Source organism: Aeromonas sp. QDB25 (genome assembly GCF_027707725.1).
Taxonomy (GTDB): Bacteria; Pseudomonadota; Gammaproteobacteria; order Enterobacterales; family Aeromonadaceae; genus Aeromonas; species Aeromonas caviae.
This window is the reverse complement of sequence record NZ_JAPCIZ010000026.1, coordinates 37774-56588: the sequence shown is the minus strand read 5'-3', so window position 1 is coordinate 56588 and position 18815 is coordinate 37774. Positions and strand designations below refer to the sequence as shown.

Below are 18815 nucleotides of genomic sequence, written 5' to 3'. Positions count from 1 at the left end.
AAATACGAGGACACGGAGCAGTTGAAGCGAGCAGTGGATGAATACATCCACTACTACAACCATGAACGGCTCAAAGTAAAACTAAACGGCCTGAGCCCGGTACAGTACCGAGCTCAGGCCATGTCATCCGCCAGCTAACGTGTCCAATAAATGGGGTTCACTTCACGAAGGCGGTTTTTTTATTGTCCCAATTACGTGTTGCATGGGGCGCCCCAGCGCCTCATGCAAGCAACGTGGCACATTCACTTCCCGCCCGTAGCGCTCCAACATCCTTCGCCAACCCAGATAATTTCTCAGATAGTGGGTCGCTACCCCATGGAACCGCTCCATCCACTCTTTCAATCGACGGTGATATCCGTTTACATGCTGGATGTGGTACGCGCCAACCACACGCTCGCCTTGACGATTGCGCACGACCTGATGGGTCACTCCCTGCGCTTTGCTGAAACTGGCATACACCCCGGCGCCGTCGCTACACAACACCGCATCTGACGAGACAAGGGGTGTCAAAACAGTTATCACCGTCTCGGCATTCATTTTCTCCAACTGAAAATCCGCATGGTGACCAGCCCGGTCCTGAACCACCATCACCGGGATGTAATCCGGCCCTGTGCCTCGGGTACGGCCTTTGCCCCCACGGTGGCGGGCCGGGCGGGGCAAACCACGTTGCCCTTTAAACGACTCCAAGAAGAAGGTCTCATCAACCTCGACGATACCCCCTTCCCGTGCCGCCTGGTGACTCGCCATGGCTTTCAGGAAGCGGTGACGCCACAAGAAGGCGGTGTTTTTACAGACTCCGCAGCGGACGGCAGCCTGTCGGACGGTCAGACCGTCGATGAGGGCCTGGGCGTAGTCTTCCCAGCATTGTGCCTTGCGAAGTCGAGCCAGAGGCGTCTTGGTGAGAACGGAACTGGTGCGCAGACACTGCTTGCAGCGATAACGACGCAGCCCTCGACTCCAACCCCAGGGAGCCAACTGCGTAGCCTCGGCCTGACAGTGAGGGCAACATCGACAAGCGGGGAGTTGAGCGGCCAGCGAGGTGATTGGGTGAGGGGTAGTGAGTTCATGTTGCGCGAGGCGACGCTGGCGCATGGTGAGCTGTGGAAAGAGAGACAGTAGATGTTGAAAGGCTTGGGTATCCATGATGAAGGCCCTCAGGGTGATGACCTACTTCAAGGTTAGCCTTTCAACATGTAATTGGGACAGCGCCTTTTTTTTATTGGGTTTTACCCCTGCTCAGCGTTGAGCCGTACGGGCACTCAGCTCGGCCTTCTCGGCTTCGCTCAGGAAGGCCAGGATCAGGCCGTTCTGCTGGGCGGTGCGGATTTCGCTCACCGTCATGCCGGCAGCGGGGGCAGCCACCTCGTATTCGTGAGGCAGGTCGATCCCCTCCACCGCCGGATCGTCGGTATTGAGGCAGGCCAGCACGCCGGCCGCCAGGAACTGGCGGATCGGGTGATCGGCCAGACTCGCCACTGTGGTGGTCTGGAGGTTGGAGGTGAGGCAGGACTCGATGCCGATGCGGTGTTCGGCCAGATAGGCCATCAGGGCCGGATCCTGGATGGCCTTGACGCCGTGGCCGATGCGCTCGGCTCCCAGCTCGCGAATGGCCTGCCACATGCTCTCGGGGCCGGCGGCTTCACCGGCGTGCACGGTGACCCGCATGCCTGCATCCCGCACCCGGCGGAAGTGGTCGGTGAAGAGCTCGCCCGGGAAGCCCAGTTCGTCGCCGGCCAGATCGATGGCAACCAGGCGATCACGATGAGCCAGACAGGCATCCAGCTCCTGCTTGCACTGCTCGGTGCCGAAGGTACGGCTCATGATGCCGATGAGATTGGTCTTGATGCCGAAGTCACGGCTGCCTGCGGCCACGCCGTCGATGATGGCTTCGACCACGCCCTGCGGGTGCAGTTTGTGGGTCATCGCCATGTAGGCCGGGCTGAAGCGCAGCTCGGCATAGTCGATCCCGGCACGCAGCAGATCTTCCACGTTTTCGTAGGCGACCCGGCGGCAGGCATCGTAGTCGGCCAGCACGGCCACGCCCCAGTCCAGTTTCTTCAGGAAGGCCACCAAACTCGGCTCGTTCTCGACGATCTGCACGTGTGGGCGCAGGGCCTCCAGTTCATCGGCTGGCAGTCGGATGTTGTGCTGACGTCCCAGCTCGAGAATGGTCTGCGGGCGGATGTTGCCATCCAGATGGCGATGCAGGTCGGTCAGGGGGAGGGATCTGTCAATCATGGGGCACCTTCTGCGAGTCGGGTTGGAAAGCCTGCCATTCTAGGCGGGGCGCCTGAAAAAGATACCCCGTTTGCAAGCAAACGGGGTGTGATTGGTCAGGCTTTCCCTCAAGGCGTGATGGGAATCGTTTTTCCCGCAGGCTCAGGGAATGTCGAGCTCCTTGAGCTTGCGGGTCAGGGTATTGCGGCCCCAGCCGAGCAGGCGGGCTGCCTCCTGCTTGTGACCATGGGTGTGATCCAGTGCCGTCTCCAGCATGATCCGTTCGAACTGGGGCATGGCATCCGCCAGGATATCGGTCTCCCCCAGCGCCAGCTTGGCGGCCACCCAGTCCTGCAACTGCTGCTGCCAGCCACCGGTCAGGGCGGGCTGGCCCGGCTCGGCGGTGCTAGTGATGGGAGTCAGCAGCTCGGTGGGCAGATCGCCTACCAGCACCTCCTGGCCCGAGGCCATCACCGTCAGCCAGCGGCAGACGTTCTCCAGCTGGCGCACGTTGCCCGGCCAGGGCAGGCGGCTGATGTAAGTCTGGGTATCCGGGTGCAGGCTCTTGGCCTCCACGTTCAGCTCCTTGGCGGCTCGCAGCAGGAAGTGCTGGGCCAGCTGGGGGATGTCCTCCCGGCGCTCCTTGAGGGCCGGAATATGGATGCGGATGACGTTGAGGCGGTGGAACAGGTCTTCCCGAAACTCGCCGTCGGCGACCCGTTTCTCCAGATTCTGGTGGGTGGCGGCAATGATCCGCACATCCACCTGCACCGGTTGGTGGCCACCAACCCGGTAGAACTGCCCGTCCGCCAGAACCCGCAGCAACCGGGTCTGCACGTCCAGCGGCATGTCGCCTATTTCGTCGAGAAACAGGGTGCCACCATCGGCCTGTTCGAAGCGGCCGTGACGAATGTTGTTGGCGCCGGTGAAGGCTCCCTTCTCATGACCGAACAGCTCGGATTCGATGAGATCTTTCGGGATGGCCGCCATGTTGAGGGCGATGAAGTTCTTGTGGGCCCGGGGGCTGTGCTTGTGCAGGGCATGGGCAACCAGCTCCTTGCCGGTACCGCTTTGACCGTTGATGAGCACCGAGATGCTGGAGCGCGACAGCCGGCCGATGGCGCGGAACACCTCCTGCATGGCAGGGGCTTCGCCGATGATCTCCGGGGTGGTGGTGGCTTCCTGTTGGCGAGCCTTGCGCTTGGTCCGCTGCTCCTTGAGGTGGTTCTCGGCCCGGCGTACCAGGGTGACCGCTTCGTCGATGTCGAACGGCTTGGGCAGGTATTCGAAGGCACCTCGCTGGTAGGCGTTGACTGCGGAGTCGAGGTCCGAGTGGGCCGTCATGATGATGATGGGCAGATCGGCCTGGCGGCGATGGATCTGCTCCAGCAGGCTCAGGCCGTCGATGCCCGGCATGCGAATATCCGAGAGGATCACGTCCGGTGAGCGCATCTCCAGTGAACTCAGCAGGGCTTCGCCGTCGGCGAAACTTTCGCATTCGAAGCCTTCGCTGCCAAGGGTGCGCTCCAGAACCCACCGGATGGAGCTGTCGTCATCGACGATCCACACTTTTGCTGTCATGAGGTTCCCTTACTTGCGAAGTGGTAAATAAATGGTGAATTCGGTGTGGCCCGGCCAGCTGATGCAGTCGATGCGCCCCTTGTGCTGATCGATCAGGTTCTGGGCGATGGAGAGGCCCAGGCCTGTTCCCCCGTCCTTGCCGGTGATCATGGGATAGAAGAGGGTGTCGCGAATGGCGTCGGGAATGCCGGGGCCGTTGTCGATGATCTTGATTTCGGCCGCCAGGCGATAGCGCTGGCCATGGATGGTGATCTGGAAGGCGGTGCGCGTCTTGATGCGGATGAGGCCGTCCTGATCCCCAAGGGCCTCGGCGGCGTTGCGCACTATGTTCAGGAACGCCTGTTGCAGCTGGTCCGATTCCATCTCGAATTCGGGGATGCTGGGGTCGTAGTCCCGCTCGATGCGGATCTGCGGCGGCAGCTCCAGGTCCACCAGACGGCGCACCTGTTCCAGCACGGAGTGAACATTGTGCATCTGGTGACGGCCGGGACGCTGGGGACCGAGCAACCTGTCGACCAGCACCCGCAGGCGATCGGCCTGCTCGATGATGATGCCGGTGTATTCACGTAAGGCCGGGTCGGGCAACTCCTTTTGCAGCAGTTGGGCCGCGCCGCGCAATCCCCCCAGGGGGTTCTTGATTTCGTGCGCCAGGCCGCGCACCAGCTCCTTGGCGGCCTGCTGCTGGGCGTGTTGCTGCAGCTCCTGGCTGATCTTCTTCTGCTGATCGATCTTGCGCAGTTCTACCACCATCAGTCGCTGTTCATGATCGGCCATGGGACTGACGCTGATCTCCACCAGCCTGGGCTCCCCCTCCACCACCAGGGTGACTTCGCTGTCGGTGAAGCCCTGCCCCGAAATGAGGCACTGTTTGAAACGCTGCAGATCGAGAGAGATGTGTTCCAGCAGGTGGGGCAGTTCGATGCCGATCAGTCGTCGTTCGCTGAGGGAAAGCAGCTGCTCTGCCGCCGGGTTGACGAATTGAATGCAGAGACGTTCATCCATGAGAATGACGGCGGTCAGCAGATTGTCCAAGAGTGTCTTGGCGTTGTCCGAGCGGGTTGGCACAGGTTTCTCCCTAAAACGGTGCTGTACACCTTGAATGCACCAATATAGTGCATCAAGTTTACCCGCATCGGTGCGTCACATCACCCCTAATTGGCCTTGGGGGCGGCTCTGGGAGCCTGATTCACCGACGCCCTGTGCAGGTAAAAGGTGGTTGGCTTAGATTTAGCAAGGATCGTACCGTCTTTGGCGAGCAACTCGAGCCGTGCCTCGTAAGCGCCCCTATCGAGGTTTTCCACCCGTATGGCCAGGCTGTTGTGAACCAGGGGCACCGCCTTGCCGTTCAGGATCAGACGCACATCGTATTGCACCGGGACCTGGGGAGAGATCTCGCCCTGGAAGACGATGTTGCCGGTATTGTCGCGCAATGTGCTGCCCGGTTCCGGAGAGATGAGGTCGATCTCCAGGGGAGCCGCTTCCAGGGCTTTCCTGGCATCGACACCGGTCAGGCTGTTGAAGTTGTCCACCTGGACCGAGTGGGGGGCTGTGCCGATGAGCGGCGAGACCCGCAGGTCCACCTCTTTTGCGCTCTTGCCGGGAGGGGGGGCATCGGTGTAGTGGGTCACTCCCTGGGGATCGACCCAGGAGTAGACGCGTGCGGCCTGTGCAGAACAGGAGGCCATCAGCAGGAGGCTCAGCAGCCAGGGTACAGTGTTCATCCATCTCTCCTTGACGGGGTTCACCTTAATCCTATCAGAGAAAAACCACGGGGTCGGGGTGTGAACAGCCGAGGATAGTACGGCTCCGTGAACGGGATCATCTTTCTGCATGATCGTGCCCGTTTGGCGGTATTTCCGATGCCAGAATGAAAAAAACCCGCCAGATGGCGGGTTTGTCATGGGAAAGCGGATTAGACGGAGTAGTACAGCTCGAACTCCAGCGGGTGCGGGGTCATGCGCACGCGGTCAACATCCTGCTGTTTCAGTTCCAGGTAGGAGTTGATGAAATCATCGCTGAACACGCCACCACGGGTCAGGAACTCACGGTCTGCATCCAGTGCGGACAGCGCTTCGTCCAGGGAACCGGCAACGGTCGGCACTTCAGCGGCTTCTTCCGGCGGCAGATCATACAGGTTCTTGTCCATGGCATCGCCCGGATGGATCTTGTTGATGATACCGTCCAGACCGGCCATCAGCTGGGCAGCGAAGGCCAGGTACGGGTTGGCAGCCGGATCCGGGAAGCGTACTTCGATGCGGCGGGCTTTCGGGCTCGGCACGACCGGGATACGGATGGAGGCAGAACGGTTGCGGGCGGAGTAGGCCAGCATGACCGGTGCTTCATAGCCCGGCACCAGACGCTTGTAGGAGTTGGTGGTCGGGTTGGCGAAGGCGTTGATGGCCTTGGCGTGCTTGATGATGCCGCCGATGTAGTGCAGCGCCATCTCGGACAGACCGCCGTACAGGTCGCCTGCGAACAGGTTGACGCCGTCTTTGGCCAAGGACTGGTGGCAGTGCATGCCGGAGCCGTTGTCACCGAACATGGGTTTCGGCATGAAGGTGACGGTCTTGTTGTAGGCGTGGGCCACGTTGTGGATCACGTACTTCAGGACCTGCACTTCGTCAGCCTTCAGGGTGAGGGTGTTGAAGCGGGTTGCGATCTCGTTCTGACCGGCGGTCGCCACTTCGTGGTGGTGAGCTTCGACGACCTGGCCCATCTCTTCCAGCACCAGGCACATGGCGGCACGGATGTCCTGGGAGGAGTCAACCGGGGCAACCGGGAAGTAACCACCCTTGACGAATGGACGGTGACCCTTGTTGCCGTGCTCGTAGTCGGTACCGGAGTTCCAGGCAGCTTCTTCGGATTCGATCTTCACGAAGCTGTGGCCCATGGTGTTGGAGAAGGTGATGTTGTCGAACATGAAGAATTCCGGCTCCGGCCCGAACAGCACGGTGTCAGCGATGCCGCTGGACTTCAGGAAATCTTCGGCACGCTTGGCGATGGAGCGCGGATCGCGGTCATAGCCTTGCATGGTGGCGGGTTCAAGCACGTCACAGACGATGTTCAGAGTGGTCTCTTCGGTGAACGGGTCCAGTTTGGCGGAAGCCGGGTCCGGCATCAGCACCATGTCAGACTCGTTGATGCCCTTCCAGCCGCCGATGGAGGAACCATCGAACATCTTGCCGTCTTCGAAGAAGTCTTCGTCAACCTGGTGGGAAGGGATGGATACGTGCTGCTCTTTACCCTTGGTGTCGGTAAAACGCAGATCAACAAACTTGACTTCGTGTTCCTGGATCAGGGCCAAAACGTTCTGGGCTGACATGCTAAGTAACCTCCGGTGTTAAAACTCTTTGGGTGAATGCGTCGTCACATTCACATAAGCCAGTATCGTGCCAAGTTTGTGACAGCTTGATTTCAGGGCACTTGCACCGTTTCAGGCTGTCGAGAAACCCGTTCTCATGCTGGTTGCTGCATTAAAGTGGTGCAACTTTGGATCGTTTTGGTGCACCGAGATGGTGCGCCAGCGTATCCAGGCCATCTAAGCAGCCTTTTGCTGCGGGGTCCATGATCCTGATCCTTTGTTGTGTGTGAATGTGTTGCAATTCTGCTAGGCAGATCACAAAGGCGAGAGTACAATTAGCGCCCAATTTTACCCGGTGATTTGAGGCGAGAATGTTAGAGAATTTACGCAATATTGCGATTATTGCGCACGTTGACCACGGCAAAACGACTCTGGTTGATAAGCTGCTGCAGCAATCCGGCACTCTGGATCGCACCAGCGAAGGTCAGGAACGGATCATGGACTCCAATGATCTGGAACGGGAACGTGGCATCACCATTCTCGCCAAGAACACTGCGATCCGCTGGAACGACTACCGCATCAACATCGTGGATACCCCGGGTCACGCCGACTTCGGTGGTGAAGTTGAGCGCGTACTCTCCATGGTTGACTCCGTGCTGCTGCTGGTCGACGCCGTTGACGGCCCGATGCCGCAGACCCGTTTCGTGACCCAGAAGGCGTTCGCCCAGGGTCTGAAGCCCATCGTGGTCATCAACAAGATCGACCGTCCGGGTGCTCGTCCTGACTGGGTAATGGATCAGGTCTTCGATCTGTTCGACAACCTGGGTGCCACCGATGAGCAACTGGACTTCAAGGTTGTTTATGCCTCTGCACTGAACGGTTGGGCCACCCTGGATCAGGACGTCCCGTCCGAGAACATGGAACCCCTGTTCCAGGCCATCGTCGACAACGTGGAAGCCCCGAAGGGCGACGTTGACGGTGCCTTCCAGATGCAAATCTCCCAGCTGGACTACAACTCCTACGTGGGCGTCATCGGTATCGGCCGCATCACTCGTGGTCGCGTCAAGACCAACCAGCAGGTCACCATCGTCGGTGCCAACGGCAAACCGCGTACCGGCAAGGTAGGTCAGGTGCTGGGCTACCTGGGCCTGTCCCGTACCGAAGTGACCGACGCGCAAGCGGGCGACATCATCGCCATCACCGGTCTGGGCGAGCTGAAGATCTCTGACACCATCTGTGACAACAGTGCCGTCGAAGCCCTGCCGCCGCTCTCCGTTGACGAGCCGACCGTGAACATGACCTTCCAGGTCAACACCTCGCCGTTCGCCGGTAAAGAAGGCAAGTTCGTCACCTCCCGCAACATTCTGGAGCGTCTGAACCAGGAGCTGGTCCACAACGTGGCCCTGCGCGTGGAAGAGACCGAAGATCCGGACAAGTTCCGCGTCTCCGGCCGTGGTGAACTGCACCTCTCCATCCTGATCGAAAACATGCGCCGCGAAGGTTACGAACTGGCGGTATCCCGCCCGGAAGTAATCCTGCGTACCGTGAATGGCGAACTGCAAGAACCGTTCGAAACCGTCACTGTGGACGTGGAAGAAGCGCATCAGGGTTCCGTGATGGAGCAGCTCGGCCTGCGTAAAGGCGAGATGACCAACATGACCCCGGATGGCAAGGGTCGCGTCCGTCTGGACTTCATCATCCCGAGCCGTGGTCTGATCGGCTTCCAGACCGAGTTCCTGACCATGACCTCTGGTACCGGTCTGCTGTACCACACCTTCGACCACTACGGTCCGCACAAGGGTGGCAGCATCGGTGAGCGTCAGAACGGTGTGCTGATCTCCAACGCCACCGGCAAGGCCCTGACCTTCGCCCTGTTCGGTCTGCAAGATCGTGGTCGTCTGTTCATCGGTCACGCGACCGAAGTGTACGAAGGCCAGGTGATCGGGATCCACTCCCGCTCCAACGACCTGACCGTCAACTGCCTGAAAGGCAAGCAGCTGACCAACATGCGTGCCTCCGGTACCGACGAAGCCCAGGTGCTGACTCCGCCGATCCGCATGACCCTGGAGCAGGCTCTCGAGTTCATCGACAACGACGAGCTGGTGGAGATCACCCCCAAGGCCATCCGTATCCGTAAAAAGCTGCTGACCGAACTGGATCGCAAGCGCGCCGGTCGTGCTTGATCGATAGCTGTTCATCGACAGACCAAAGAGAGGCCTTAAGGCCTCTTTTTTTATGGGCTCGACATGAGGGCGCATGGTGCCTGAGCTCGATGGAGGCGCATCCGGCCGGTCTGCGGGTGGCCAAATGACCACCCTATCTGACACAATGTCTGCATGATCACGCTTACGAGAAACAAGATGCAGCAGCAGATCCGCGGCCGTCTGGCCCATGCACTCTCCTTCTTGCGCCACGATGGTGCCCACTTCGCCCAGTTTGTCTGGGGCCGCTTCCAGCAGGACAGATTGACGGTGACCGCCGGTTACCTGGCCTATGTCACCCTGCTCTCCCTGGTGCCCATGATCGCCGTGGTGTTCGGCATGATGTCGGCCTTTCCGGTGTTCCAGAGCCTGAAGCAGGCGATGGAGCAGTTCGTCTATCACAACTTCGTCCCCACCGCCGGCGAGATGCTCAAGGAGTACATCGACGGCTTCGTGGCCAACGCCACCAACACCACGGCCGTCGGTATCGGTGCCCTGATCGTGGTGGCCCTGATGCTCATCTCGGCCATCGACAAGAACCTCAACTACATCTGGCGATCCACCCGAAGCCGGCCCTTGGCCCAGGCATTCGCCATGTACTGGATGATCCTGACCCTGGGCCCCGTGCTCATCGGGGCCAGCATCGCCATCTCCTCCTACATTCTCTCGCTCAGGTTGTTCGCGGCTGACAGCCTGTTCGGTATCGGCTATCTGCTGCTGCGCAGCCTGCCGTTCCTCTTCTCCGTGCTCACCTTCCTGCTGATCTATACCGTGGTGCCCAACTGCCGCGTGCGGCTGACCCACGCCTTCATAGGTGCCCTGGTGGCGGCCACCCTGTTCGAGCTGGCCAAGCGCGGCTTTGCCATCTACATCACCAACTTCCCCTCCTACCAGGCCATCTATGGCGCCCTGGCGACCATTCCCATCCTGTTCGTCTGGGTGTATCTGAGCTGGCTGGTGGTGTTGCTGGGGGCCGAGACCACCGCCTGCCTCGGGGAGTACGAGAAGCCCGGTGCAGAGGAGCTGGCCTGACGCCGGCCGGCCATCACACCGGATCCCGCCACAAAGGCGTTGGCCCGGGCAGGGCATTTATTGGTAGCATCGACGACCGCTCATCCCGCAGGATGGGCGGTCGTGCTGTTTTGAGAGGAGAGGGATGTGATTGCACTGATTCAGCGGGTCAGCGAGGCCAGCGTAACGGTAGAGGGAGAGGTGACCGGGGCCATCGGCCAGGGGTTGCTGGTGCTGCTCGGGGTGGAGCAGGGGGATGACGAGGCCAAGGCGGACAAGCTGCTGCACAAGGTGAGCGGTTATCGCATCTTCTCGGACGAGAACGGCAAGATGAACCTCAACGTGAGTCAGGTGGGTGGCAGCCTGCTGGTGGTCTCCCAGTTCACCCTGGCGGCGGATACCGGCAAGGGGATGAGACCCAGCTTCTCCGGTGGCGCCCATCCCGCAGATGCCGAGCGACTCTATGAGTACTTCGTGGCCCGCGCCAGGGAGAGCGGCGTGCCGACCGAAACCGGCCGCTTCGCCGCCGACATGAAGGTCAGGCTGCTCAACGATGGCCCCGTCACCTTCTGGCTGCAGGTATAAGGGTTGCAGGCAGGGCAGGCCTCACCGGAGGGCAGGACGCGATGCCTGCACACTTCGCAGGTTCTTCACCCTGCCGGTGCTCGCCCGCCCTGGCCATGCCGACGGGTCGCGTGCAGGATGACGTTGCGGTAGCCGGGCACGTCGTGGACGTGGGTCGGGCCTATCCACTCCTCTGCCAGTCGCAGAGCCTGTGCCTGTTCGAGCCGGGTGCGGGGCAGCAGATTGATGATGAGGGTTCCGCTCAGGCGGCTGGCCAGTGCCTGATAGAGCGGAGCCTGGAACAGCAGAAGGGGGTTGCCGTCCTGGCTGAACAAATCCAGCAGCACCAGATCGTAGATCTCCTGGCTCTGGTGCAGGAAGTGCAGCGCATCGGCGTGATGCAGCCGAGGTGAGCCCCCTGACGAGGGGAGGAAGAACTGCTGGAACAGGGTGAGGATCTCGGCATCCAGATCCACGCAGTCGTGGTGGGCATCGGGCCAGCGTGCCGCCAGGTGACGGGTGAGATCCCCTCCGCCCAGCCCCAGCTCCAGGATCCGGCTTGCCTGCTTTGGCAACTGCTCCGCGATGCTCCGTTGATGAGGCAGACAGAGGCGTGCCGGCTGGTGGAGGCTCATGGCGGATTGCACCACGCCGTCCATTTCCAGCCAGCGATGACGGGCATTTTCAAGCACCGAAACGCGGCGTTCGGGTTTGGCACTGAGGTGCAATAAGTGATCGGCTTGGTACGCTTGCAGATTGAAGTCCATGAATTTGCACGGCAAGATGGCTTTCGACCAGTGTAACTCAAGGATGTTGTTATGTACCGGGTGGTCACCCCCCAAACGGCAGCCGAGCTGGATACCTACTACAGGCTGCGCCGGGAGAAATGGTTGCGTCAGTCCTTCCATCTGCCAGTCGGCGCACACTCAAGGATCGCTTTATGTACCGGGTAGTCACCCCAGAAACACCAGCGGAGCTGGATGCTTACTATCAGTTGCGCTGGGAACTACTGCGCAAACCCTTCAATCTGCCCCTGGGCTCCGAGCGTGACGAGTACGATACCGTTGCCATTCACCGGCTGATGCTCTCCCCCGACGGAACGCCCATCGCCGTGGGTCGCCTCTTTGTGGGCGGCGATGAAGCCCAGATCCGCTTTATGGCGCTGCGACCCGAATTTCGCGGCCAGGGGCTGGGCGCCCGCATGGTGGAGGATCTCGAACAGCTTGCCCGCGACGAGAAGGTGAAACGGCTGGTGATGAACGCCCGCCAGGAGGCGGTGGAGTTCTATCGCCGCTGTGGCTTCCTCGAGGTAGGGGAAGGCCCCGTCTCCTTCGGCCGCATCCCTCACCGCCAGATGATCAAGTCCCTGAGTCCCATGCAGACCATCCAGTACCGTCCGGAGTGGTGCCAGGATCTCACCACCCGCTGGTCGCGGGGCATTCCCATCAGCGAGAAGATGGGGGTGCACATCACCCACTACGATGGCCAGACCTTCCACCTCAAGGCCAACCTGGCGGCCAATCTCAACGTCCACGACACCATGTTCGCCGGCAGCATCTACAGCCAGTGCGTGCTGGCGGGCTGGGGTCTTATCTGGTTGCAGCTCAAGGAGGCAGGGCTGGGAGGGGATACCGTGCTGGCCGAGGGCAACATCAAGTATTACCGGCCGGTGAGCGAAGAGCCGGAGGCGCGGGTGGCCCGGGAGGGCATGCCCGCCGTGCTCGAGCCGCTGAGGGGCGGAGAATCCGCCAAGTTCAGCCTGCGGGTGCAGCTGTTCAGTGGCCGCAAGCTGGCGGTGGAGTTTGTCGGTCAGTATGTGGTACTGCCCATCAAGCGCGGCGCACGCTGATCCCTGATGTTCACAGCAACAAGGCCTCTTCGCGAGGCCTTGTTCGTTATTGGGCGGCGGGTGGCCGTGGGCGCCAGAGCGGGCCGCTTCGTCCCTGGGCGGGGTAGCGCACACCCGCCTCCCAGCCACAGGCGTCCTGTCCCGTGGGGAAACTCCAGCCCAGGTCGGGCGCATTGAGGGGGCCGCGCCAGCGGGCGAGCAGCTCGGCGCAGCGCCCCTTGTTCAGGACCCCGAGGTCGAGCTGCCACTGGTCTGCGGCCAGGTCGACACCACCTTGCAGCGCCAGCAGGTGGGTGATGGTGGAGGCGCCACCTTGCTCGATCCGCACCTTGCCCTGCTCCGCCCTGGCATCCAGCCTGATCTGATAGAAGGGGGTGTCTCCGCGTTGCATCGCCTGCCACAGCGTCTGCGGTGTCAGATCGGGGGGGGTCTGCTCCCTGAACCAGTCATCCAGCAAGGGGTCGATGCCGACCTTGTCCCAGAAGGGATCCTTGCTCTCCAGGCTCAGGCTGCCCTGAAGGGTCCGGCGCCAGTTGGCCGTCTGCTCGCCGGGCTGCCCGTTGAGGTCGGCCTGCAGATCTGCCGCCAGATCCACCTTGCCCGCGAAGGAGACGGGGGAGTGCAGCAACTTGCCCCACTGCTCCAGATCCAGCTGCTTGCCCTGCAACTGCAGGCGGCTCTCCTGCCCGGGCGTCCTGCCCCACTGGCCGCTCAGGTTGAGGGAGCCCTCGTCGGGCAGGGAGGTGGTGAAGGTGTTGAGCTGCCAGGAGCTGGGGGTCAGCTCGCCATCCAGGGTGCCGTTGCGAGCACTGAGACCGTCCCACACCAGCTCGAACCACTTGCTCTCGATGCGGGCGCGCCCCAGCAGGGGGCCTGGCTGGTTGCCCCGCAGGGCGAGATCGTTCAGGTAGAGTTGCCAGCCGGTCAGGGAGAGGGGCAGGGTGTCGTCGAAAGAGAGCACCTTGAGCTTGTCGAAGGCCAGTTTGCGGATGTCGATCTGTTGCGGGCGCCAGCCCTGCCAATCCTGCCACCACCCCTGGGGCAAACTGATGTCCATGCCGCTCAGGGCCAGATCCTTCAGGGTGAGCTTCTGCTGCTGGGTGTCGAGGGCCAGCTCGACGTTGAACTCCCCTTCGTATGCTTTGCCCCGCAGCTCGGCATCCAGCTGGCGGGGGGAGAAGGCGAGCTTGCCCTCGACGGCCTCAAGCTGGAACAAGCCGCGGCCCATGTCGCCTAGGGTGCCCGCCAGATAGCCGCTGGGCTGGCTGCCCGCCTGCCAGTCGAAGGCGGTGAGCTGGCCGTTGAAGTTGTTGAGGGAGAGCTCCTGATCGATGGCATTGATGCTCACCTGGGCAAGCTGACCCCTGTCCAGGGTGATGCGGCGCAGGGGGAACTCGCCAGGGGGGATGTCACCAAGCTCGAGTCGCATGGCGCGGGCCTTGAGATCGTGCAGTTGCAGGCTGCGCTCTGGCCAGTTCAGCACCATGCCGGTCTCGAGCAGGCCGTCGAACAGGTTGGTGGTCAGTCTGTCGGTGCTGAGCACCTGCCCCTCCAGCCGCCCCTTGAGGCTGAGACGGGCCAGGGTGAACATGGGGGTCTCCAGCTGGTTGATGCCCAGGGTGAGGTTGGCCTGGGGCTGGCGTCTCGGGTCGATCAGTTCCCAGTCACTCAGGGATGCACTGAGGCCGCGCAGGGTCAGGGCCTCGCTCTGCAGGTTCAGGTTGTCGATGGTGCTGTCGCTGATGGTGAGGGAGTGAACCGGCAGGCTTGGCAACTGGTTGGGGAGCGGCAGCTTGATGACGGGACGGATGAGGTCCAGGTGGGCGATGCGCACATCCCGGTTCAACCAGTCGATGTGCTCGATCTCCAGATAGAGTTTTTCCAGCTGTACCGCATCCCCATAGCGCACCTGTTCCGCCAGCAGGGTGTAGGGGTGCAGCGGATTGAACACCAGCCGGCCTATGGTGACGGGCACCCCGGTCTGCTGGCTGAGCCAGTTGGCGATGGGGCCTTTGGCGCGCTCGGCATCGAACAGGCCGAGACCGACCCAGACAAAGAGCAGCAGGAAGGCAAAGGTGTAGAGCAGGCCGCGGAGCCAGGAATTCATCAGTGCTTTCCTCCTGTTTCTGTTGCTTGGTCAGGCATTCGAGTAGTGATCCCGTAGACCGAGCCAGTATCGTATCAAGGGTTCGACATGGCTCGGGGGTTTATCCATCAGGCAAGGTGACCATTTTCTGCATCTGCCTTGGTCAAGCATTGGAGTAGTGGTCTCGCAGGCCCAGCCAGCGGCGGATCAGGGGCTCGACATGGCTCGGGTGTTTATCCATCAGGCAAGTTGACCCTCTTCTGCATCTGCCTTGGTCAAGCATTGGAGTAGTGGTCTCGCAGGCCCAGCCAGCGGCGGATCAGGGGCTCGACATGCGCCGGGTGTTTGTCCATCAGGAAGCGCGCCATCTTCTGCACCTGGGGAATGAGCGGCTGGTCGCGCACCAGATCGGCGATCTTGAGATCGGCCAGACCGGTCTGGCGGGTACCAAGCAGCTCGCCTGGGCCACGCAGCTCCAGATCCCGCTGGGCGATGAGAAAGCCGTCGTTGGTCTCCCGCAGCACCCCGAGGCGGCTCTGGGCCGTCTTGGACAAGGGGGCATGATAGAGCAGCACGCAGTGGGAGGCCACCGAGCCACGCCCGACCCGGCCGCGCAGCTGGTGCAGCTGCGCCAGCCCCAGTCGCTCCGGGTTCTCGATGATCATCAGGCTGGCGTTGGGCACGTCCACCCCCACCTCGATGACGGTGGTGGCGACCAGCAGTTGCAGTATGCCCGCCTTGAACTCCTCCATCACCCGCTGTTTCTCGACCGGTCGCATCCGGCCGTGCACCAGCCCGATGTGCAGGCCGGGTAGCAGATTTTGCAGCTCGGCGGCGGTGTCCTCGGCGGCCTGGCACTCCAGCACCTCCGACTCCTCGATCAGGGTGCAGACCCAGTAGGCCTGCTTGCCCTCCTCGCAGGCGAGTCTGACCCGTTCGATCACGTCCTGGCGGCGGCTGTCGGGCAGTGCCACCGTGGTGATGGGGGTGCGGCCCGGTGGCAGCTCGTCGATGATGGAGGTATCGAGGTCGGCATAGGCGGTCATCGCCAGGGTACGGGGGATGGGGGTGGCGGTCATGATGAGCTGGTGGGGATGCACCCCTTCCCGCTCTCCTTTTTCTCGCAGGGCGAGACGCTGATGCACGCCGAACCTGTGCTGTTCATCGATGATGACCAGGGCGAGGCGCTGGAATACCACCTGCTCCTGGAAGATGGCGTGGGTGCCCACCACCATCTTGACGCTGCCGTCCGCGATGGCGGCCAGCGCCTCTTCCCGCGCCTTGCCCTTCTGCTTGCCCGCCAGCCAGCCCACCTTGATGCCGAGCGGCTCCAGCCACCTGGCGAAGTTGATGGCGTGCTGCTCGGCAAGCAGCTCGGTCGGGGCCATCAGCCCCACCTGGCAGCCGTTGCCGATGGCCTGCAGGGCGGCCAGTGCCGCGACCAGCGTTTTACCTGAGCCCACGTCCCCCTGCACCAGCCGCATCATGGGGTGGCTCTGTTGCAGATCCCTGGCTATCTCCGCCACCACCCGGCTCTGGGCGCCGGTGGGGGTGAACGGCAGGGCGCCGAGCAGCTGCCGGACCAGCTCGGGAGCGGGTTTGAGGGCACGGGCCAGCTGGGTCTGTGCCTGGGCGCGTACCTTCAAGACCGAGAGGTTGTGGGCCAGCAGCTCTTCCAGTACCAGCCGCTGCTGTGCCGGGTGCTGGCCGCTCTCGAGCAGGGCCAGCGCCACCGAGGGAGGCGGGCGGTGCAGCAGCTTCAGGGCCGCGGCCAGATCGATCTGCTGGGGATAGAGGCCGGCAGGCAGCAGCTCCTCGACCCCGTAGAGGTCGAGTTGGGCCAGGGCCTGATCCGTGAGGCTGCGCAGGGTGAGCTGGCGCAGCCCCTCTGTGGTGGGGTAGACGGGGGTGAGGGCCTCTTCGGTCTGGCCGGCCTGCTCCTCGCCGAGCAGCTTGTACTCGGGGTGGGCCATCTCCAGGCCGTACTTGCCGGGACGTGTCTCGCCGAAGCAGCGGATAAGGCGGCCTTGGGCCAGGCTGTTTTTCTGGGCAGCGGTGAAATTGAAGAAGCGCAGGGTCAGGCTGCCGGTGCCGTCGCTGATACGGCACACCAGCATGCGGCGGCGCCCCATCACCAGCTGGGTGTCCTGGATCTCGCCCTCGACGGCACCGTGCAGGCCGGGCGGCAGATCGCCGATGGGCCACACCTGGGTGCGGTCCTCGTAGCGTAGGGGGAGGTGGAACAGCAGATCCTGCACCGTGGCCAGCCCCAGCCGCTCGAGTTTCTCCAGCATCTTGCTGCCGACACCCTTGAGGCTGTCGAGGGAGATTTTATCCAATTTCATCAATTAGATGCCCGAAAACACTGTAAATATGTCCAGATGATAGGGGTTGTTGCGGCCTCGATGCAAGCCGCGTTGTGCCGTTCCGGGCTGGTGGGCAAGGGAGCGGGGTGAGGGTCATCCATGAAAAAGGCCTGCCGGAAACGGCAGGCCTTTTCACTGACGGGGCGCCCTGGCGGTCAGATGATGCGCTTGAGCAGCAGGTGAGCCTTGACCCTGTGGATCCGGGCCAGCAGCTTGCGCACCTGATCCGGGTAATCCTTGATCTGCTCTATCTGGTCGAAGTGACTGATGCGGCGGGTGTGGGCCAGGATGTTCTCCCGCTCCGCACTGAACTGCTCGCGCAGGTGATGGTGCTGGTCGTGTACCAGCAGGCCGTTCTCCAGATCCAGCGCCCAGGCTCGGGGATTGAGGTTGTTGCCGGTGAGCAGGGCCCACTCCTCATCCACGAAGATCCCCTTGAGGTGATAGGAGTTCTTCTCGCAGCACCAGAGCATGAGGTTGAGCCGGCCGTTGTCGATGTGGTGCTGGTTGCGCTCGGCAAACTTGCGCAGGTTGGTCTCGTAGAGATAGGGCAGACCGCCGATGGTGGAGAACTTCTCCTCCGGGGGGATAAAGAAGTCGTTGGCGGTCTTGTCGCCCACGACGATGGTCACCTTGCAGCCGCGTTTGAGCAGCGCCTCCACGTCCTTGTTCAACTCCTTGGGGGGGTTGAAGTAGGGGGTGCAGATGAAGATCTCCCGCTCGGTGGCCCGCACCAGGTTGCGGATCATCCGGTTGAGCTGGTTGCCCCGCTTGCCCAGGCCCACCATGGGGGTCACGGTGATCTCCCGATCGTTGGGCTGGATGCTCTCGAAGCGGTACTGGCAGAGGCGCAGACGCTGCTTGAAGCGGCGGATCGGTCCCTTGAGCTGCTTGGCGCCGGGGATGCCGGTGCGATCCAGCCGCTGGACGGCTTCGCTGCCGAGGAAGACGTCATCCACGTAGTTGACCATGCTGCGGGTCAGTGCCGGGCTGTGGATCTGGTGATAGCGATCGAAGCGGTAGCGCTCCTGCTGGTGCAGGTAGATGTCGTTGAGACTGGCGCCGGAGTAAAGCAGGGTGTCGTCGAAGATGAAGCCCTTGAGGTGCAGCACCCCGAGCAGCTCGCGGCCCTTGACCGGCACGCCGTAGATCTCGATCTGGTGTTGGTGGCTGGCGGCCATGGCCTGGTACATCAGGTGGTTGCCCCCCTGCTTGCCTTTGCCGATCAGGCCGCGCTGGGCGCGGTGGAAGTCGACGAACACCTTGATGTCGAGAGAGGGATTGCGCTGCTTGGCGGCATAGAGGGCGGAGAGGATCTCCCGTCCCGCCTCGTCATCCTGCAGATAGAGCGCGATCAGATAGATGCGCTGGGTCGCATGGGCGATGAGCGACAGGATACGGCTCTTGAAGTCTTTGGCGCTGCTGAGTATCTGGAACTGATCCGCGGCAACCGCGATCTGGGGTAAGCGGGTCAGCAACTGTCGATAATGTGCCGATGAATGCATAGAGAAGCCTGAAATCACGGGATGAAGCGTTCCACTCGGGGCGAAGAATAGGCAATTCTAGCAATCTGTGGCGATGGGCCCAAGCAAGAATCCGTAAAAAGTCGGTGCAATATCACATCGGGGCCGACGGATGC

At 62.0% G+C, this 18815-nt stretch carries 15 protein-coding genes; 5 read left to right on the top strand and 10 right to left on the bottom strand.

The window, feature by feature from the left end; genetic code table 11:
- Positions 1–138 (top strand): IS3 family transposase (locus tag PG883_RS11305; protein WP_270807220.1); only part of this gene is annotated, 138 nt, incomplete at its 5' end.
- Positions 139–162: 24 nt separating this feature from the next.
- Here the strand turns inward: PG883_RS11305 and PG883_RS11300 are convergent.
- The 6 genes from PG883_RS11300 to glnA form a co-directional block, all read right to left on the bottom strand.
- Positions 163–1143, bottom strand: coding sequence for an IS1595 family transposase (locus tag PG883_RS11300; RefSeq protein ID WP_270807218.1), 981 nt, complete (start codon positions 1141–1143; stop codon positions 163–165).
- 93 nt (positions 1144–1236) lie between these two features.
- Entirely contained in the window at positions 1237–2238 is a 1002-nt protein-coding gene (gene add / locus PG883_RS11295) for an adenosine deaminase (RefSeq protein ID WP_270807217.1), read from the bottom strand.
- Between the two features lie 141 nt (positions 2239–2379).
- Positions 2380–3798 (bottom strand): nitrogen regulation protein NR(I), encoded by a 1419-nt coding sequence (gene glnG, locus PG883_RS11290; RefSeq protein WP_010672523.1) that lies wholly within the window; start codon positions 3796–3798, stop codon positions 2380–2382.
- A gap of 9 nt (positions 3799–3807) precedes the next feature.
- Positions 3808–4863, bottom strand: a complete 1056-nt coding sequence (gene glnL / locus PG883_RS11285) for a nitrogen regulation protein NR(II) (protein WP_103858173.1) — start codon at positions 4861–4863, stop codon at positions 3808–3810.
- 86 nt (positions 4864–4949) lie between these two features.
- The gene (locus PG883_RS11280; protein WP_010672525.1) at positions 4950–5519 is read right to left on the bottom strand and encodes a DUF4124 domain-containing protein; all 570 of its coding nucleotides are present in this window, start codon (positions 5517–5519) and stop codon (positions 4950–4952) included.
- Between the two features lie 191 nt (positions 5520–5710).
- On the bottom strand, positions 5711–7120 hold the full coding sequence (gene glnA, locus PG883_RS11275) for a glutamate--ammonia ligase (protein ID WP_010672526.1): 1410 nt from the start codon (positions 7118–7120) through the stop codon (positions 5711–5713).
- Positions 7121–7470: 350 nt separating this feature from the next.
- Between glnA and typA the strand changes: the two genes are divergently transcribed.
- The 3 genes from typA to dtd all read left to right on the top strand — a co-directional run bounded on the left by typA (position 7471) and on the right by dtd (position 10896).
- Positions 7471–9282, top strand: a complete 1812-nt coding sequence (gene typA, locus PG883_RS11270) for a translational GTPase TypA (protein ID WP_042882265.1) — start codon at positions 7471–7473, stop codon at positions 9280–9282.
- A 177-nt stretch (positions 9283–9459) separates the two neighbouring features.
- Positions 9460–10332, top strand: a complete 873-nt coding sequence (locus tag PG883_RS11265; protein WP_039039511.1) for a virulence factor BrkB family protein — start codon at positions 9460–9462, stop codon at positions 10330–10332.
- Positions 10333–10458: 126 nt separating this feature from the next.
- Positions 10459–10896: a D-aminoacyl-tRNA deacylase gene (dtd, locus tag PG883_RS11260; RefSeq protein ID WP_039039510.1), complete on the top strand. Its 438-nt coding sequence runs from the start codon at positions 10459–10461 to the stop codon at positions 10894–10896.
- Positions 10897–10961: 65 nt separating this feature from the next.
- Here dtd and PG883_RS11255 read toward each other — a convergent pair whose 3' ends face one another.
- Entirely contained in the window at positions 10962–11642 is a 681-nt protein-coding gene (locus tag PG883_RS11255; RefSeq protein WP_270807216.1) for a spermidine synthase, read from the bottom strand.
- A 173-nt stretch (positions 11643–11815) separates the two neighbouring features.
- Here PG883_RS11255 and PG883_RS11250 point away from each other — a divergent pair, with 173 nt between their 5' ends.
- Positions 11816–12724, top strand: coding sequence for a bifunctional GNAT family N-acetyltransferase/hotdog fold thioesterase (locus PG883_RS11250; RefSeq protein WP_010672532.1), 909 nt, complete (start codon positions 11816–11818; stop codon positions 12722–12724).
- A gap of 46 nt (positions 12725–12770) precedes the next feature.
- Here PG883_RS11250 and PG883_RS11245 read toward each other — a convergent pair whose 3' ends face one another.
- From PG883_RS11245 to pssA, 3 genes are all read right to left on the bottom strand, one after another.
- Complete coding sequence (locus tag PG883_RS11245) at positions 12771–14831, bottom strand: AsmA-like C-terminal region-containing protein (protein ID WP_270807215.1); 2061 nt, start codon at positions 14829–14831, stop codon at positions 12771–12773.
- Between the two features lie 254 nt (positions 14832–15085).
- Complete coding sequence (gene recG / locus PG883_RS11240; RefSeq protein ID WP_270807214.1) at positions 15086–17155, bottom strand: ATP-dependent DNA helicase RecG; 2070 nt, start codon at positions 17153–17155, stop codon at positions 15086–15088.
- Positions 17156–17331: 176 nt separating this feature from the next.
- Positions 17332–18681 carry a CDP-diacylglycerol--serine O-phosphatidyltransferase gene (gene pssA, locus PG883_RS11235; RefSeq protein WP_270807213.1) on the bottom strand — a complete coding sequence of 450 codons (1350 nt, stop codon included), beginning with the start codon at positions 18679–18681 and terminating at the stop codon, positions 17332–17334.
- Positions 18682–18815: the final 134 nt, after the last annotated feature.